Annotated in this window: 14 protein-coding genes; 9 read left to right on the top strand and 5 right to left on the bottom strand. The window is 44.7% G+C overall.

The features are described from left to right. Nucleotides 1-79: 79 nt before the first annotated feature. Both R7F67_RS09880 and R7F67_RS09885 read right to left on the bottom strand, forming a co-directional pair. Entirely contained in the window at nt 80-1,036 is a 957-nt protein-coding gene (locus R7F67_RS09880) for an ATP-dependent dsDNA exonuclease (RefSeq protein ID WP_213905328.1), read from the bottom strand. Next, a complete protein-coding gene (locus R7F67_RS09885) occupies nt 1,033-2,361 on the bottom strand; it encodes a sphingomyelin phosphodiesterase (protein WP_042522087.1) in 1,329 nt (442 codons plus the stop codon). Before R7F67_RS09885 ends, R7F67_RS09880 begins: the two co-directional genes overlap by 4 nt. Nucleotides 2,362-2,652: 291 nt before the next feature. Between R7F67_RS09885 and R7F67_RS09890 the strand changes: the two genes are divergently transcribed. Together R7F67_RS09890 and R7F67_RS09895 are read left to right on the top strand one after the other, a co-directional pair. Continuing rightward, nucleotides 2,653-2,919, top strand: coding sequence for a hypothetical protein (locus R7F67_RS09890; RefSeq protein WP_005388970.1), 267 nt, complete (start codon nt 2,653-2,655; stop codon nt 2,917-2,919). Nucleotides 2,920-3,074: 155 nt separating this feature from the next. Further along, the gene (locus R7F67_RS09895; RefSeq protein WP_017634953.1) at nt 3,075-4,703 is read left to right on the top strand and encodes a methyl-accepting chemotaxis protein; all 1,629 of its coding nucleotides are present in this window, start codon (nt 3,075-3,077) and stop codon (nt 4,701-4,703) included. 125 nt (nt 4,704-4,828) lie between these two features. On the opposite strand, the gene miaE is transcribed toward R7F67_RS09895, so the two are convergent. Both miaE and R7F67_RS09905 read right to left on the bottom strand, forming a co-directional pair. Then, nucleotides 4,829-5,599: a tRNA isopentenyl-2-thiomethyl-A-37 hydroxylase MiaE gene (miaE, locus tag R7F67_RS09900; protein ID WP_005388968.1), complete on the bottom strand. Its 771-nt coding sequence runs from the start codon at nt 5,597-5,599 to the stop codon at nt 4,829-4,831. A 97-nt stretch (nt 5,600-5,696) separates the two neighbouring features. Then, nucleotides 5,697-6,461 (bottom strand): hypothetical protein, encoded by a 765-nt coding sequence (locus tag R7F67_RS09905; RefSeq protein WP_005378247.1) that lies wholly within the window; start codon nt 6,459-6,461, stop codon nt 5,697-5,699. 313 nt (nt 6,462-6,774) lie between these two features. Between R7F67_RS09905 and cysB the strand changes: the two genes are divergently transcribed. Continuing rightward, nucleotides 6,775-7,749, top strand: coding sequence for an HTH-type transcriptional regulator CysB (gene cysB, locus R7F67_RS09910; RefSeq protein ID WP_005388967.1), 975 nt, complete (start codon nt 6,775-6,777; stop codon nt 7,747-7,749). Between the two features lie 53 nt (nt 7,750-7,802). Then, a complete protein-coding gene (locus R7F67_RS09915; RefSeq protein ID WP_258475634.1) occupies nt 7,803-8,999 on the top strand; it encodes an SAM-dependent methyltransferase in 1,197 nt (398 codons plus the stop codon). A gap of 93 nt (nt 9,000-9,092) precedes the next feature. Here R7F67_RS09915 and ald read toward each other — a convergent pair whose 3' ends face one another. Next, entirely contained in the window at nt 9,093-10,217 is a 1,125-nt protein-coding gene (ald, locus tag R7F67_RS09920; RefSeq protein ID WP_005378241.1) for an alanine dehydrogenase, read from the bottom strand. Between the two features lie 156 nt (nt 10,218-10,373). Between ald and lrp the strand changes: the two genes are divergently transcribed. The 5 genes from lrp (at nt 10,374) to serS (ending at nt 17,511) form a co-directional block, all read left to right on the top strand. After that, a complete protein-coding gene (gene lrp, locus R7F67_RS09925; protein WP_005378234.1) occupies nt 10,374-10,868 on the top strand; it encodes a leucine-responsive transcriptional regulator Lrp in 495 nt (164 codons plus the stop codon). 152 nt (nt 10,869-11,020) lie between these two features. After that, nucleotides 11,021-14,068 carry a DNA translocase FtsK 4TM domain-containing protein gene (locus R7F67_RS09930; RefSeq protein ID WP_258475635.1) on the top strand — a complete coding sequence of 1,016 codons (3,048 nt, stop codon included), beginning with the start codon at nt 11,021-11,023 and terminating at the stop codon, nt 14,066-14,068. Nucleotides 14,069-14,129: 61 nt separating this feature from the next. Continuing rightward, nucleotides 14,130-14,756: an outer membrane lipoprotein chaperone LolA gene (lolA, locus tag R7F67_RS09935; RefSeq protein ID WP_017634949.1), complete on the top strand. Its 627-nt coding sequence runs from the start codon at nt 14,130-14,132 to the stop codon at nt 14,754-14,756. Continuing rightward, a complete protein-coding gene (locus tag R7F67_RS09940) occupies nt 14,757-16,112 on the top strand; it encodes a replication-associated recombination protein A (RefSeq protein ID WP_038889531.1) in 1,356 nt (451 codons plus the stop codon). 91 nt (nt 16,113-16,203) lie between these two features. Beyond that, complete coding sequence (gene serS, locus R7F67_RS09945) at nt 16,204-17,511, top strand: serine--tRNA ligase (protein ID WP_005437179.1); 1,308 nt, start codon at nt 16,204-16,206, stop codon at nt 17,509-17,511. Nucleotides 17,512-17,695 lie beyond the last annotated feature (184 nt).

Here is a 17,695-nt window from a genome sequence, read left to right on the forward strand (position 1 = left end):
AAGTAGAGAGTTGAACATAAGGCACGACGGCTGGTTAGCAACGTGCCTTTTTAAGTTCCCAGTCAGTCAAAGCGCATTGTTAAGAAGAAAAAAACTCACGACGAAAATCCGCGACTTCTTGTTGGTAATAGCTTTGCCATTCCGGTTCTGACAAATTTGAATGGCTAGAAGCTCTTTGCGTTCTTAGCTTGGACTCAAGTTGTTGTAATGCTTGTTGGTAATCTTTGACTTGTTTTTTTTGCTCTGTAATTTGCTGCTGACGAGCATGAATGTTTTTACTTTCTTCTTTCGTTAAGTAAGTTCGTTCTAGCTCTGCGATCATCGCCAAGCGATCTGGTAGGCTCATACTATTAGGAATCAGGGTGACCGCACGCTCATATTTTTCCTGGTTGCTTGTTAGCCCGATAGCATCTGCATGTTCTTGCCAGTCAATGGTGAGTTGCTCGAAAGCTCGCAAAAAGTTATCTGGGCTTTGAGTGTCCAGCTTTTGGGCTTCTAAGTTGAAATCGTACAGCGCGAACTCATCCGCAAAAACAACATCAGCCAATTCCCCCCAGATGCTTCTTGCTTCGTTCTTCAGCTGTGCAACACGCGACGCCAGTGATTGTTGCTCATCAAATAACAAATTTCCTACACTCTCTTGCCATTGGCTGCTGAGCTGAGGGTAGTTCGCCAAAAGCTGGAATCGAGCTGAAGATAAATGCGCCTCAAACAAGGCGACCTGCTCTTCACAACTACGGTTCAACATACACTCTTGCCAAAACGTCTCAAGTTCGGCGACAAGTTTCCTGCCTTTGAGTTGAGTTAATCGCTCAGTCGTTATTTGAACTGTGGAAGGGAGCTTAGCGGTTTGTGGTGAAGTATCTGTATCGGGCACGATGCTGCTTGTTTGTGGTGATGTACTGGAGACATTCTGATTTTTTGTCTTAGGGGAAGGAGAGGAAGCGAGCTCTTCTTTTTGAACATCGTGACTGAAAGTTAAAAATATCATGCCCGCCATAATGGCGGACATGATTATCAAAGCGATTTTCTTCATGGCTTGATTGTTGCGCTTACTGGGAAATGGTCAGAAAGGTTGTAGTGTTTCCATAAACTCTCTGCGGTTGTGCGCGGTACGTCTACACGGTTGTCATTGAATGATTTCACCCCGTATTCACTACTCACCATAACATAGTCAAGGTATTCCACGTTTTCGCCACCTGATAACGCTTCACCTGCGAAGTTATTGATACGGGGATCAAAGGTTGACTCCGTGTAACCAGAGTAGTGAGGCTCTATGGCACTTAAGTTAGCGATCATTTGTTGGTAGTCACCAGGAAACTTTCTTTTGTTTACGTTAAAGTCGCCGCTGTATACCACAGTTTCGCTTGAAGGAATGTTAAGAGATTGGGCGAGTGTGCGGATTTGTTTGAACTGGCGCTGACGATACTCACGGGCGGTGTCTGTATCGAAAGATGCGGTATGGGTAGCAAACACATGATAAGCCTGACCACCTTTAATTATTTCCGCATAATTTACGCCTTTATCGGCAAAGCAGTCTGTACCAGAGCAATCGGGAAAGACATATTGCGCTTCATTCACGATAGGGTAGCGACTAACTATGATTACGCCACCATCATGAATATTAACGCCTTCTTTATCTAACATCTTTGTTTGGTAAGGATATTCCTTGGCTAACTCACGTAAGAATGCTTCACGGCCGCTGGCAAACACCTCTTGCAGTGCCAAAACATCGTAACCTTTTACATGTTGAGGAATCAGTTCGTAACGATCTCCAATGTGCGATGCAATAGCCGTCAACGCCCAGATGTTATAAGTCATCAACTTAAGGTTTTGTTCTTCGTTGTCGACAGATTCCGCTACCTTGCTTGGCGTGATGGTGTAGTAAAGATCATCATATCGAGCGGTACTGTCTGACTTAAATGCCAGTTCGGTTTCTCTCGCACCAAAAGCGTTAGTGTTGGCACGATGAATGTTACGATCATCTTTGAGAGATAACTCGACATCGGCTGCGGACAAGCCGTATTCAATGGTCGAATTGTACCAATGGCCTTCCATTATTTGATTGAGTGTTATGCTTTCACCTTCGGGGCTAGAAACCACGGTTTCAAAACGGTAAGTTTGATTTGATTTCACGCCCTCCCAGCGGTTGAAGCTTAATACAGATTTAGTTTCCCACGGACCAAGTACCTGCACATGTTGTTGCCACTCTTCTCCGTATTGAAGCAAATCACTGCCTTCATGTTTTACTTGAATAGTTAACGGTTGATCAGAGTTATTCGTTAGGTAAACGTCGGTATCTGCAATGCTGGGTAACGCTATCAAGCTACTTACTAAAAGGCTCCACTGCGAAAATTTCATCTTATTTTTCCATCATTTGAACTAGAGCAATCATTCTTGTTTATAAATGTTACTTGCACGTTAAATATGGATGACATCTAAGTCAGTGCTGAAAATTGTTATCAGAATGTGATCTTTATTCAATGGTGAGGGTGGAGGTATTGAGTGTGTTGCCGTTGAAGCGGTGGAAAATAATACCAACAGTCAACGAATTGCATTCACTGCAATCAAGCTGTCATCTTTGCTCTATAAGTTGTGCGGCGTCATTCATCTAGCCATATGGCTAGAACTCAAATTGATAGATGGAGCACCATGGCTAGAGCAGTAAATCCAACCGATGAAACCATCATTAAATTGTTACAAGAGCAAGGTCTGATTAGAAGTGAAGCAGAAGCGCGTTTAAAGAAAGAGGTGTACCGCTTGCAGCCTAATGAGATAGCAAAAGTAAAAAATTATGCCCAGCATTTTGGGATAAACGCGAAAGAAAAGCTCATCGATGAGATCTTGGATCTGCGCCGAGAAGCGCTCATGAAAAGATGTAGACACAATACGGAGCATACGAGCCTATCTTTAAAATAGCATGTGATAAAACTATCAATTACTGGTCAAGATTTGATCTCTCAAGCCGATGTATATAAGAGCGTTCAATGATATCGAGCGCAAAAAACAGTGCGTTTTAGAGGTTAAGCTTTCACTTAAGTGAGAGGTTTGGAAAGGCTGCGGGGAGAAAGTGCATGCGTATTAAAGACTTAAGTGTCGTAAAGAAAATATCGGTTAGTTATTTAACCGTTTTTGCCGTGTTTGGTTTAGTGTCAGTAATGTTGGTGCAAGGTTTGTTAACACTGAATAAAGACATCTCAGTGCTAACAGATAAAAGTTTACCTTCTGTTGCGATTTTGAAAGGTATCCAAGTTGATATTACTAAAGTGCGTAAAGATGAGTTCTCTTTATTGCCAAACGCAAATCACCCCAAAATTGGTGAGTGGTTAAAAGGCCTCGACCAATGGCGTTCTGATGTGCAGGCTGGTATTGCAGAATACGAAAAGCTCGACCTTAATAAGCGTGAAACGCAGTCCTTTAGCGTTTTTAAAGAAACTTGGAATCAATACATCAAAGAAACGAAGACTTACAACGTATTGCTAAGCCAAGGCGATGCTGAAAGTGCAAATGATGTAATTTTATCAAGTTTCGATACCTACTCAAAAGCGTTGAGCAGCTTGGATGATACCCTCGCGTTGAACGATGAGTTGGTGAATTTGATTGGCGAAGAAGTACAAAGTGAAGCGGCATTTACACAATACAGCGCTGCTGTTGGTGCGCTTGTCGTCGCATTGGTCATGGTAATGTCTGCCATGTTGCTTTCTCGAGTCATCTGCGGGCCTGTTGATCGAGCACTGGAATTCGCTTCCAAAATCGCCAAGGGTCAATTGAATAATCAAATCGACGAAAGCGAATTGAGCAAAGACGAGTTAGGAACGCTGCTCAAAGAGCTTGTCGGTATGCAAACAAACTTACATTCGTTGGTTTCTGAGATTAATGACTCAACGATTCAGCTAACGGCAGCAGTAGAGGAAGTGAGTGCTATTTCTTCTCAGACCGCTTCTGGTATGCAAAATCAACAAATTGAACTTAGCTCGGTGGCTTCTGCGATGACAGAAATGCAAGCTGCTGTAAGTGAAGTGGCACAAAATACCGAAGTTGGCGCAACCTCTGCTTATTCGGCTGCGGAAGTGGCAAAGCAAGGAACGGTGACGTTACAACAAACTATCGCAGTAATTGAGCGTGTATCACATACGATCCAAGAATCAGATGAACTGGCACGTGAGCTTGAATCGAGCTCAAACAATATCAATGTGGTCGTCGATGTGATCCGCGGGATTGCCGAGCAAACAAACTTGTTAGCACTGAACGCCGCAATTGAAGCCGCTCGGGCTGGTGAACAAGGACGTGGGTTTGCTGTTGTGGCAGATGAGGTTCGTTCTCTGGCGCAACGCACTCAAGACTCCACTTCACAAATTGTGGAAATTGTTAATCAGCTACAAGAGAGCAGCAGTAAAATAGGGCATTCAAGCCGTGATTGTCAGGAGGGTATTTCTCAGTGTGTTGAGCAAGTTAATGATGCTGATAGCCAGATAAAAGAAATTGAACATTCTGTCGATAACATAGCGCAAATGAGCACACAAATCGCAACGGCGTGCAGTGAGCAGAATTCTGTATCCGAAGAGCTGAATCGCAGTGTGGAGCATATTAATAGTGCTTCAACAGAGATGGCTGAGGGAGCTTCACAAACGGCTGTGGCTTGTCAGCAGATTAGTAGCCTAGCGCACAACTTGAAAACTCGAATGGGTTCATTCCAGCTCTAGTTGTTGTGTTTCAGCTTTATTCCTAACCTCATTGCTACAATAAATAAGCCGGACGAAATGTCCGGCTTATTTATTCTCTGTCTATATAAGTTCAGAGTATGCTCAACCTTGGGAGAATATGCTCGCTAGGCTGGAATACCACTGTGAAACTTAAAATCTGTATCTGGCGTAGAAATTAAATCTGCCTCTATACGTCCAAAGTAGGCGATGCGCTCGCTGATATCTTTGCCTGCGATTTGCTCCGCTAATACAAGATAATCCTGGTAATGGCGTGCTTCTGAACGTAATAAAGAAATGTAGAACTTTGCGATATCGTCATCCATATGTGGTGCTAGTTTGGCAAAACGCTCACAAGATCGGGCTTCGATGTACGCACCAATGATGAGTTTATCGATCAGCGTTTCCGGCTCATGAGTCTTCATATGCGAAATCAGTCCTTTAGCATAGCGACTTGCTGGAATATTTTTATACTCAATTCCACGACTTTCCATGATCTCTAAAACTTGATAAAAGTGGTGTAACTCCTCTTTTATCAAAAGCACCATCTTATCGATCAAATCTTGGCTGTATGGTGAGTCGGACTTAGCCATGATTGACTTAGAAATATTGCTCTTGCCTTTTAAAGTTTCCAATGAGCCTACGTTACGGTAAGCAAAATCTTCGTAGGGCTTAAACCAGTCAAGTAGAGCATGTGAACTGGATTGGTCAACGGCATACTTACGAATTAAAAACATGGCAGATTGGCCAGCTTTTAGTTCGCACAGTAGGTGGTCTAACAAAATGGTTTGAAGGTTCTCTGGTTTCTTTGCTTCCTCTACCCATTCATCAGGTGTACTGCATTGCAGAAATTGGTTAATGGGAGCAAGAAGATCTTGATAGGCGTCTAGATTCATCATTTTAGTTTTAGTACTTCACATTTTTATTGGGCATATCCGTTGTCTTACGGATAGAAAAAAGGCTGCAATTGCAGCCTTTCTTGACCTGAAGTGAATGTTACCACTTTTTCTTCTCGCCGAAGAGTGCTTCCATGTCATTGTCACGCTCTTTGTCAGCAATCTGCTGCATTTCGGCATCGCTTTTATCTTGGCGTTTTTTATCTAAGTCACCTAACATCTCTTCAAGCTTTTGTTTAGCTTGAATAGAATAAGGATCGCTCTTAGTGCTCAAAGCATCGATACCTTTACGCAGCAGTTGAAGCGCGGTGCCTGGTTGGCCACGAGCGATAGAGTCGTTTGCTCTTTTGATGACATTTTCAATGTTGATGCGAATTTGCATCGTTTCCAAGCGCGCATTTTCCGTGACGTAAGTCTGGGTATCCAATCGGCCTTTGTTGTGCTCGTTACGGATAGTGTCGCGAAGTCGTTTAACCAGCTTAAGCATGACGATAGCTTGTTTATCACTACTCGGCATCTTGAAAGTGGTACTCTCGCCAGTAGGACCATTCTCTTTTAGCTGCGTAATCTGCTGCTTCATATTTTCGATACGTTGAGCAAGTTGCTTGTTCTTCGGGTCCAGCTCATGCATGCTCTCTAGCGCGTCAAGAATACGATTGTTTAGACACAGCAACAGCTCTTTACTAAAAGGGATATGGTGTGCATGACCAATCAACTCTTCAGTACCATCTATCAAGGCTACATATCGCGCTGATTCCTGCCTTTTTGCGGTTTCAACTTTAACCTTATATTGCAACATAATGTTATAGCCTAGGATTAACACCAGTAGGATGGCTACCAAAGCGATTATTAAACCAATATTCATATCTTTGCGTCTGCTTTACTTTTCTGCGGCTAGCGTTAAAGAATACATGAATCTTATCTTACTCGGCACCTTATTTGTTTGATTATTTTGTCTCTCCCACGTTTTAGTTACTGATAGAAGTCACATCATAGAACTTCGGTCATTTATTGGCTCAACTTTGTGCATATTGTTTCTTGCTTGAAGATTATTTGTATGTGATTGAGGTATAAGTTAGAAATTGCTGTTCATTTCGATTTGAACGCGTTATAACTAATTATTATATCGCTCGCTTGAGTGGCCAATAAACTCTCTCATGAATAAGTAAGGGATTACGATGAAACTGCAGCAGCTGAAGTATATTGTTGAGGTTGTAAACCATAATCTGAATGTATCTGCAACGGCGGAAAGCTTATATACCTCTCAGCCAGGTATCAGTAAACAGGTTCGGTTGCTGGAAGACGAGTTAGGCATTCAGATTTTTGAACGTAGCGGTAAGCACTTAACGCAAGTGACGCCAGCTGGAGAAGAAATTGTACGTATCTCTCAAGAAATTCTCGCTCGTGTAGAAAGTATCAAAGCGGTGGCTGGAGAGCACACCCATCCAGAAATGGGGACGCTGAATATCACCACGACACATACGCAGGCTCGTTATGCACTGCCAGATGTCATCAAAGGTTTTACTTCTCGTTATCCAAAAGTGTCGTTACACATGCACCAAGGTACACCGTCACAAATGTCTGAGGCGATAGCTAAAGGCACAGCGAATTTTGCGATTGCGACAGAAGCTCTTCACTTATATCAAGATGCCATCATGCTGCCTTGTTATCACTGGAATCGTTCAATAGTTGTGCCTAAAGACCACCCACTAGCGAAGAAAGACAAAGTAACGATCAGTGATCTTGCCGCTTACCCATTAGTCACTTACGTGTTCGGTTTCACTGGCCGTTCAGAGCTGGATACAGCATTCAACCGCGAAGGTTTAACCCCGCGAGTGGTGTTCACTGCAACTGATGCAGACGTCATTAAAACTTACGTTCGTATGGGTATTGGTGTGGGTGTGATTGCAAGCATGGCTGTCGATGAAGAGCAGGACGGTGACTTGGTTGCAATAGATGCGAGCCATTTGTTTGGCGCGAGCACCACGAGCATCGGCTTCCGCCGTGGTACATTCTTACGCTCTTACATGTTCGATTTTATGGAGCGTTTTGCACCGCACTTAACGCGTCCAGTGGTTGAGCAGGCGATTTCGTTGAAGTCTAATGCAGAAATCGAAGAGATGTTTAAAGACATCGAGCTTCCGGTGAGATAACACTTCATTGATGTTTCGATTCCCTCTACAATGCGCTCGTTGTAGGGGGAGCTATGAAAACGCAATTTCAATTTATTAATGACTTCTTAATCGAAAACCAATCTTTGTGGCGATTCGAGCCTTTTAAAAGCAGCATTCACACATCATTACCTTGGCAGGAGCAACATCCTCGACTGTGCCAATGGCTAGCGTCTCTTACTCCCTCTCAAATCGAAGAATACAAAGCAGCACCAGAACTCGCGTTAAAAGCACTTAGTCCGTTTTTGCCTGAGCTTGAACAACTCGCAGAACTGACTCATTTAGAGCTTTTGTCGTTAAACGGCTTGGAACTCGCTCGTGGTTTAGATAACGGTATTCCGGGACGTAAGTTGGAGCAAATTAGCTCGATGGGTGAAGCTGCAATTCAACAACACTGTGGCGAAGAATGGCTAGAATGGTGCTCAGGTAAAGGTTACTTGGGGCGAATCCTGACAACGCAAACCGATCAGCCTGTAACCAGCTTTGAATACCAACAAGCACTGTGCGATTCGGGGCAACAAGCAGCCAATGAACATCATTGGAAGATGACGTTTATTCAAGGCGACGCGTTTGATAGCAAAGCGAAAGCCGTGTTTAAGCCAACGCAACACGCAGTAGCACTGCATGCATGCGGTGACCTTCACGTTCGTCTAATGCAGTACGGCAGTGAAAATGGGATTGCTGCGATGACCATATCACCTTGTTGTTACCACTTGATTCAGTCGGAACAATACCAGCCGATGTCGGAATCGGGCAGGGCTTCTTCTCTCTCATTATCTAAGCAAGAACTGCGTATCCCATTACAACAAACGGTGACGGGAGGAGAGCGCGTGCGTCGTCATCGTCAGCAGGAAATGATGTTTCGTCTTGGGTTTGATTTGATCACGCGACAAGCTTTGGGAATGGCAGAGTATCAGCCTGTGCCGAGTATCCGTAAGTCGCAATTAAGTGATGGTTTTGAATTGTTCTGTCGCTGGGCAGCGGAGCAAAAAGGCATTATTCTTCCTCAAGAAATCGATTTCTCTCATTTTGAAAAGTTAAGCGAACAACGCTTCTGGCAAATGGAGAGAATGAGCTTAGTGCAACTTGTTTTTCAACGTCCGTTGGAGATCTGGCTCGCATTAGACAAAGTGCTTTATCTTGAAGAACGTGGTTACCGTGTTAGATTGTCAGAGTTTTGCCCTAAATCGGTCACGCCTAGAAATATTTTAATTTGTGCATATAAGATTTAGTTATTCTTTATAGCCAAACGCTCTATATGAAAAAGCCCACTTATGCGTGGGCTTTTGTAAACAAAACGTGACAAGTTATGTTTTATTTTGTCATTAATTGAACATAGCGATAGCTTGAGTAGGTTCAACGTATTCCAAGTCAAAGCTTTCTGCTACTTCTTTACACGTTACTTTTCCGTGAATAACGTTTAGACCTTCAAGGAAGCCTTTGTCTTCTAGAAGTGCTTCGCGGTAGCCTTTATTTGCTAACTTCACGATGTATGGAAGTGTAGCGTTGTTGAGTGCAAATGTTGAAGTGCGAGCAACTGCGCCAGGCATATTTGCTACACAGTAGTGAACCACTTCATCAACGATGTAAGTTGGATCTGCGTGAGTTGTCGCGTGCGAAGTTTCGAAACAACCGCCTTGGTCAATTGCCACGTCAACCACTGCCGCACCAGGCTTCATCTTAGCAATGTGCTCTTTAGTGACCAGTTTAGGTGCTGCTGCGCCAGGAATTAGAACGGCACCGATAACAAGGTCCGCTTCTAGAACATGCTTCTCGATAGCGTCTTCAGTAGAATAAACCACTTTTGCGCGACCTTGGAATTCTTCGTCAAGCTTACGAAGTGTGTCTACGTTACGGTCTAGAATAGTGACGTCAGCGCGAAGGCCAACCGCCATACGAGCAGCGTTTGCACCAACAACGCCACCACCAACGATAACGACTTTTGCAGGTTCAACACCAGGTACGCCGCCTAGGAGTAGACCACGACCGCCGTGCGATTTTTCCAACGTTTGCGCGCCAGCTTGGATAGACATCCGACCTGCCACTTCTGACATTGGTGCTAACAGTGGCAAACGACCCATATTATCTGTTACAGTCTCATAGGCTATACAGACAGCTTTGCTCTTGATTAGCTCATCAGTTTGTGGAAAATCTGGTGCTAGGTGTAAATAAGTAAATAAAATTTGCCCTTCGCGGAGCATTGCTCTCTCTACTGCTTGGGGTTCTTTTACTTTTACAATCATGTCTGCTTGCGCAAATACGTCAGCAGCATGAGGGAGAATGGATGCGCCGACAGCGATGTAATCATCGTCTGAAAAACCAATGCCGGCACCTGCATTGGTCTCAACTAAAACTTGGTGACCATGTGAGATGAGTTCTCTCACGCTAGCTGGGATCATACCAACACGATATTCGTGATTCTTGATTTCCTTAGGTACGCCAATGATCATCCTGTATCCTCTTTCTATAATGGTTGTATTAACTGTTAGTAGGGTGTTATTGTCGAATTAATAACTAGTATAGTTATAGATTTGTAAAATTTGGCACCAAATATTAAAAAGTTGTAGTATATTTTTTTGCAAGGAAGTAATAAGGTGGAATAAAAAATGGCAGACAACTATAAAAAGCCGTCCAAGGAACTAGACCGTATCGACCGCAACATTCTTAATGAGCTGCAGAAAGACGGTCGTATTTCAAACGTTGAGCTTTCAAAACGTGTGGGACTTTCTCCAACGCCATGTTTGGAGCGTGTACGTCGCTTAGAGCGTCAGGGTTATATCACAGGGTATACTGCATTATTGAATCCGCAGTTCCTGGATGCATCACTATTAGTATTCGTTGAGATTACGCTAAACCGTGGTGCGCCGGATGTGTTTGAGCAGTTTAACTCAGCTGTTCAAAAGCTAGACGACATACAAGAGTGTCATCTTGTTTCAGGTGACTTTGACTATCTTCTTAAAACCCGTGTATCAGATATGGGTGCTTACCGCCGACTATTGGGCGATACGTTACTACGTCTACCTGGCGTAAATGACACTCGCACATACGTTGTTATGGAAGAAGTGAAACAATCTAACCAGCTTGTGATCAAAACTCGTTAATTTCTTGCAAAGAAAGCGGTATATGCTTCCGCTTTCGCCAGAGAGTAATTGGGTTTTTCTCCTTGATATGGTTAAATCAATTTACCGAGCGGCTTGATGCCGCTCGGAATGTTTTGCAATTTCCTATTTCATTTCCATATTCAAGTTGATTTATGTTCAAAGAGAACGCAAAGAAAGTCGAAACCATTATCAAAACCAGTGAAGAGCCCCAGTCTTCACGCTTAAATGGCTTCCAACGCTTAAAAGAGTGCTGCTTTATCGTTGGCGTTCTTAGCTCGGTATTGCTTGCGGTTGCACTATTTACCTTCAGTCCGGCCGATCCTTCTTGGTCCCAAACCGCATGGGGAGGGGATATCGATAATGCTGGTGGCCTTTTCGGCGCTTGGCTAGCCGATACTCTATTCTTCACATTTGGCTCTCTCGCTTACCCAATCCCTTTCTTGCTAGCGGCGGCTGCATGGGTGATTTGCCGTAAACGAGGAGAAGATGAGCCCATTGATTTCATGCTATGGGGTACAAGGCTGCTCGGTCTGGTCGTCCTTATTATGACCAGTTGCGGTCTTGCCGATATTAATTTTGATGACATTTGGTATTTTTCATCCGGAGGTGTGGTCGGGGATGTGTTGTCTAGTCTCGCTTTACCTACATTGAATGTACTCGGTACCACATTGGTATTGCTGTTCTTGTGGGGAGCGGGCTTTACGCTCTTCACTGGCATCTCATGGCTTAACATCGTGGAATGGCTTGGTGATCGTGCGTTAGCACTAATTGCCGCGCTTGCAAATAAGGCAAGAGGTTCAGAGCAGGAAGTTTTAGAACCTCAGCTTGATGAGTTTGTAGAAGACAAAGTCTCTACGCCTAAACACAATGTAGACCATGAAATTGATGATGAGCCGCTTCCTCATTTAACGGCATACGATGTCGATGAACCGAAAGAGCCGGCGCCAGCGCATGAGTATCCTATTTATATGCCGCAAGCGAAACCTGATAAGCCTGCGGAACAGGCGATGGTAGAACCGACGCCACCACAACGCAAGGCTACGGTTAATGCTGCGCCAGTTTATTCTGAACCTGAGCCTCAAATACAACCTATCCATACGGTTAACACTGATAACGTTGATCCGCTCTTGGAACGCACCAAGCAACTGAATGTTACGATAGAAGAGCTTGAAGCAGCGGCGCAACAAGCAGATGACTGGGGAACTGAAGAGCAGGCAGCCCCATCATTTGCAGACACTTACTCTTCCTATGTCGAGCAACATACAGCTACAGAAGAACCGATCAGTGTTGAACCAGATTATGCGCAGTACGAACAATTTGAAGCAGAGCAAGTACAGCAGCCAAGTATTGAGCATCCTGTACATGAAGAGCGTGCAATTGATTCTGCTGTATTAGATAGCATCACGGCGCAAACAGAGTCGAGCCAACATATTGAGCCTACGATCTCTGACTTTGATGTGTTAGATGATGAAGACGAAGTGGAGTCTCAGCCTGCGCAGCAAGTACAGCCAACAACGCCTCATCAGCAAGCAGCAACACCTTCAACAACATTTGAACCTGCTCCTCAAAAAGTGGAAGTAGAAGAGGTCCAAGACAACGACCAAGACGTTACCGCATTCCAAGATATGGTTTCCAATGCACAAGCCAAAGTCGCTGCAACACAGAACCCATTTTTGGTACAGAAAGAAGAAAACTTGCCAGTTCCGGAAGAGCCACTCCCAACGCTCGAGTTGCTTTATCATCCAGAAAAACGTGAAAACTTTATCGACCGTGATGCGCTAGAGCAGGTCGCTCGATTGGTAGAGAGCAAACTCGCTGACTACAAAATCAAAGCCGATGTGGTTGGTATTTATCCTGGTCCAGTGATCACTCGTTTTGAGCTTGATTTGGCGCCGGGGGTGAAAGTAAGTCGTATTTCTGGTCTTTCAACTGACTTAGCGCGTGCATTGTCTGCGATGGCGGTACGTGTTGTGGAAGTAATCCCTGGCAAGCCTTACATCGGTTTGGAACTGCCAAATATGAGTCGTCAGACGGTCTATTTATCTGATGTCATCAGTAGCCCTCAGTTTGAGCAAGCAACGTCACCAACAACGGTTGTGTTAGGTCAAGACATTGCGGGCGAAGCTGTGGTGGCAGATCTTGCGAAGATGCCTCACGTGTTAGTAGCAGGTACAACAGGTTCTGGTAAGTCGGTGGGTGTGAACGTGATGATTTTGAGCATGCTGTATAAAGCAGGTCCAGAAGATGTACGCTTCATCATGATTGACCCGAAAATGCTAGAGCTTTCTATTTATGAAGGTATCCCTCATCTTCTTTCTGAAGTTGTGACTGATATGAAAGACGCATCAAACGCTCTACGTTGGTGTGTGGGCGAGATGGAACGTCGTTACAAATTGATGTCGGCATTAGGTGTACGTAATGTGAAGGGCTTCAACGAAAAATTGAAGATGGCAGCAGAAGCGGGCCACCCAATCCATGACCCGTTCTGGCAGGAAGGCGACAGCATGGATACTGAACCGCCATTGCTAGAAAAGCTGCCTTACATCGTCGTTGTTGTTGACGAATTTGCTGACCTGATGATGGTGGTAGGTAAGAAAGTTGAAGAACTGATTGCTCGCTTGGCGCAAAAAGCGCGTGCGGCAGGTATTCACTTAATTCTTGCGACTCAGCGTCCATCGGTTGACGTTATTACCGGTCTAATTAAAGCGAACATTCCAACTCGTGTTGCGTTTACGGTATCGACTAAAACGGACTCTCGTACAATCCTAGATCAAGGCGGCGCAGAATCACTACTTGGTATGGGTGATATGTTGTATCTACCGCCGGGATCAAGTCATACAACTCGTGTTCACGGTGCATTTGCATCAGATGATGATGTTCATGCTGTTGTAAACAACTGGAAAGCGCGTGGTAAACCGAACTACATTGAAGAGATCATCAGTGGAGATCAAACTCCAGAAAGTCTATTGCCAGGTGAGCAAATGGAAGCGGATGAAGATGTAGACCCGCTCTTCGATCAAGTTGTTGAGCACGTGGTTCAATCACGTCGAGGTTCGGTTTCCGGTGTTCAGCGCCGATTTAAGATAGGTTACAACCGTGCCGCCCGTATTGTAGAGCAGCTTGAAGCGCAGGGCATCGTAAGTGCTCCGGGTCATAACGGTAACCGTGAAGTACTGGCACCTGCGCCACCAAAAGATTAATGAACTTGTGTTACTCACCTCAGTCCAACTGAGGTGAGTGGTTCTAATAATAGGTATCTGAATGAAAAAACTATTTTCAGCGAAACTTTTCTCCGCGCTTGTTTTAAGCTTTTCCCTCTTCTCTACTGCACACGCAGCATCTCCTAAAGATGAATTAAACAAACGCCTTTCTATGAATGATGGCTTTAGTGCAGATTTCTCTCAGCAGGTTATCAGCCCTGAAGGCGAAACGGTTATGGAAGGAGAAGGTACGGTTGAAATTGCCCGCCCAAGCCTGTTCCGTTGGAGTACAACATTTCCTGATGAGAACCTACTGGTCTCTGACGGTAAGACATTGTGGTACTACAGTCCATTCATCGAGCAAGTGAGTATCTACTGGCAAGAGCAAGCAACAGAGCAAACGCCATTTGTTTTGCTAACGCGTAACCGAGCAAGTGATTGGAATAACTACAAAATATCTCAAAAAGGTGACCAGTTCACTCTCATTCCTACCGCAGTAGACTCCACACAAGGTCAATTCCAGATTAATATTGATGCCAAAGGTGTCGTGAAAGGCTTCAACGTGGTTGAGCAAGACGGTCAAAAAGGTTTGTTCACCTTTAACAACGTGAAGCTGGGTAAACCAAAAGCAGACAGATTCACATTCACAATTCCAAAAGGTGTGGATGTGGATGACCAAAGGAATTAATTGGTAGTGAGTAATTACACATTAGATTTCTCGGGGGACGAAGATTTTCGTCCCCTTGCTGCTCGTATGAGACCGGAAACAATCGAGCAATACATTGGACAGCAGCACATTTTAGGCCCTGGTAAGCCACTGCGCCGTGCGCTAGAGGCGGGTCACATTCACTCTATGATCCTTTGGGGACCACCAGGCACAGGCAAAACGACATTAGCGGAAGTGGCTGCAAACTACGCCAATGCTGAAGTAGAGCGTGTGTCTGCCGTAACGTCTGGTGTGAAAGAAATCCGTGCTGCAATCGAGAAAGCACGTGAGAACAAAATGGCGGGCCGCCGCACCATCTTATTTGTGGATGAGGTGCATCGCTTCAACAAATCTCAACAAGACGCGTTTTTACCGCATATCGAAGATGGCACGGTTACCTTTATTGGTGCGACGACAGAAAACCCATCGTTTGAGTTAAACAACGCATTGCTGTCACGTGCACGTGTCTACAAGCTAACGTCTCTCGATAAAGATGAAATCTCACTGGCGCTGAATCAAGCGATCAGTGACAAAGAGCGTGGCTTGGGCAATACACCCGCACATTTCGCTGATAACGTATTAGACCGCCTAGCAGAACTGGTAAACGGTGATGCTCGTATGTCTCTCAATTACCTTGAACTGCTCTACGACATGGCAGAAGACAATGCGCAGGGTGAAAAAGAGATCACGCTTAAGTTGCTTGCGGAAGTAGCAGGGGAGAAGGTCTCTCGCTTTGATAACAAAGGTGATATCTGGTACGACTTAATCTCTGCGGTCCACAAATCCATTCGTGGTTCAAACCCGGATGCGGCGCTTTACTGGGCTGCACGTATGATTGCTGCTGGTTGTGACCCTTTGTATATTGCTCGACGCTTATTGGCGATCGCTTCTGAAGATGTAGGTAATGCTGACCCTCGCGCAATGCAAGTGGCACTGTCTGCTTGGGATTGCTTTACCCGAGTTGGTCCAGCAGAAGGTGAACGTGCGATTGCACAGGCGATCGTGTACTTAGCGTGTGCGCCAAAAAGTAATGCTGTTTACGTGGCATGGAAACAAGCGCTCACAGACGCTCATAACTTACCTGAATATGAAGTGCCGCATCACCTTCGAAATGCACCAACCAGTTTGATGAAAGACATGGGTTACGGTGCAGAGTATCGTTATGCTCACGATGAGCCTGGCGCTTACGCTGCGGGTGAGCAATATTTGCCACCTGAAATGGGCGATCGTAGGTACTATCAGCCGACAAATCGTGGTCTAGAGACCAAAATCGGCGAAAAGTTAGATTACTTGGCTACTTTAGACGCAAATAGCCCACAAAAGCGCTATGAAAAGTAGGCGTTTTTGGATACATTTGTTCAGTAAATTTTTTTAACGCGTACGCTTGGAAAGTGCGCGTGATTTCACAACAAAAAGCATAGGATTAACAATGCTGGATTCTAAATTACTTCGTACAGAGCTGGATGAAACAGCTGCTAAACTGGCGCGTCGTGGCTTTAAGCTAGACGTAGATACTATTCGTAAACTTGAAGAACAACGTAAGTCCATTCAAGTAGAAGTAGAAAATTTACAATCCACGCGTAACTCCATCTCCAAGCAGATCGGCCAAAAAATGGCGGCTGGCGACAAAGAAGGCGCAGAAGAAATCAAGAAACAAATCGGTACTCTAGGTAGCGATCTTGATGCGAAGAAAGTTGAACTTGAGCAAGTAATGGCTCAACTAGACGAATTCACGCTTTCTGTACCAAACATCCCAGCAGATGAAGTGCCAGATGGCAAAGATGAAAACGACAACGTTGAAATCTCTCGTTGGGGTGAGCCAAAGTCTTACGACTTCGAACTGAAAGATCACGTTGACCTAGGCGAAATGGGCGACGGTCTAGACTTCGCAAGTGCAGTTAAGATCACTGGCGCACGTTTCATCGTGATGAAAGGCCAATTCGCTCGTCTACACCGTGCAATCGCTCAGTTTATGCTAGATCTTCACACTGAAGAGCACGGCTACACAGAAATGTACGTACCTTACCTAGTAAACTCTGACAGCCTATTCGGTACTGGTCAGCTTCCTAAGTTTGGTAAAGATCTTTTCCACACTGAGCCGCTAGTAGAAAAAGTAAACGACGAAGAGCCACGTAAACTGTCTCTAATCCCTACTGCAGAAGTACCTGTAACGAACCTAGTTCGTGACACGATTTCTGACGAAGCGGATCTACCAATTAAGATGACAGCGCACACGCCATGTTTCCGCTCAGAAGCAGGTTCTTACGGTCGTGATACTCGTGGTCTGATCCGTATGCACCAGTTCGACAAAGTTGAGCTAGTACAAATCACTAAGCCAGAAGATTCAATGAACGCACTAGAAGAGCTAACAGGTCACGCTGAGAAAGTTCTACAACTTCTAGAGCTTCCTTACCGTAAAGTGGTTCTATGTACAGGTGACATGGGCTTCGGCGCTCGTAAGACTTACGACCTAGAAGTTTGGGTTCCTGCTCAAGAAACTTACCGTGAAATTTCTTCATGTTCTAACATGTGGGATTTCCAAGCTCGTCGTATGCAAGCACGTTTCCGTCGTAAAGGCGAGAAGAAACCTGAGCTTGTACACACGCTAAACGGTTCTGGTCTTGCTGTAGGTCGTACAATGGTTGCTATCCTAGAAAACAACCAAGAAGCAGACGGCCGCATTGCAATCCCTACAGTACTTCAGAAGTACATGGCGGGCGCAACGCACATCGGTTAATTCATTAACCACTAGAACACCAAAACCCAGCCTTAGTGCTGGGTTTTTTGTTATCTGCGTCGAGTGAAAATTGATTATTACTAAGCTGCAATAGTGTTTTCGAATTTACCCTAATTATCTTGTTATTTGTAATCGATATAATCATCCACCTTACCACGGTAAGTAGATTTTCTCATTCAAGTAA

The organism is Vibrio sp. YT-17 (assembly GCF_033337375.1).
Classification (GTDB): Bacteria; Pseudomonadota; Gammaproteobacteria; order Enterobacterales; family Vibrionaceae; genus Vibrio; species Vibrio alginolyticus.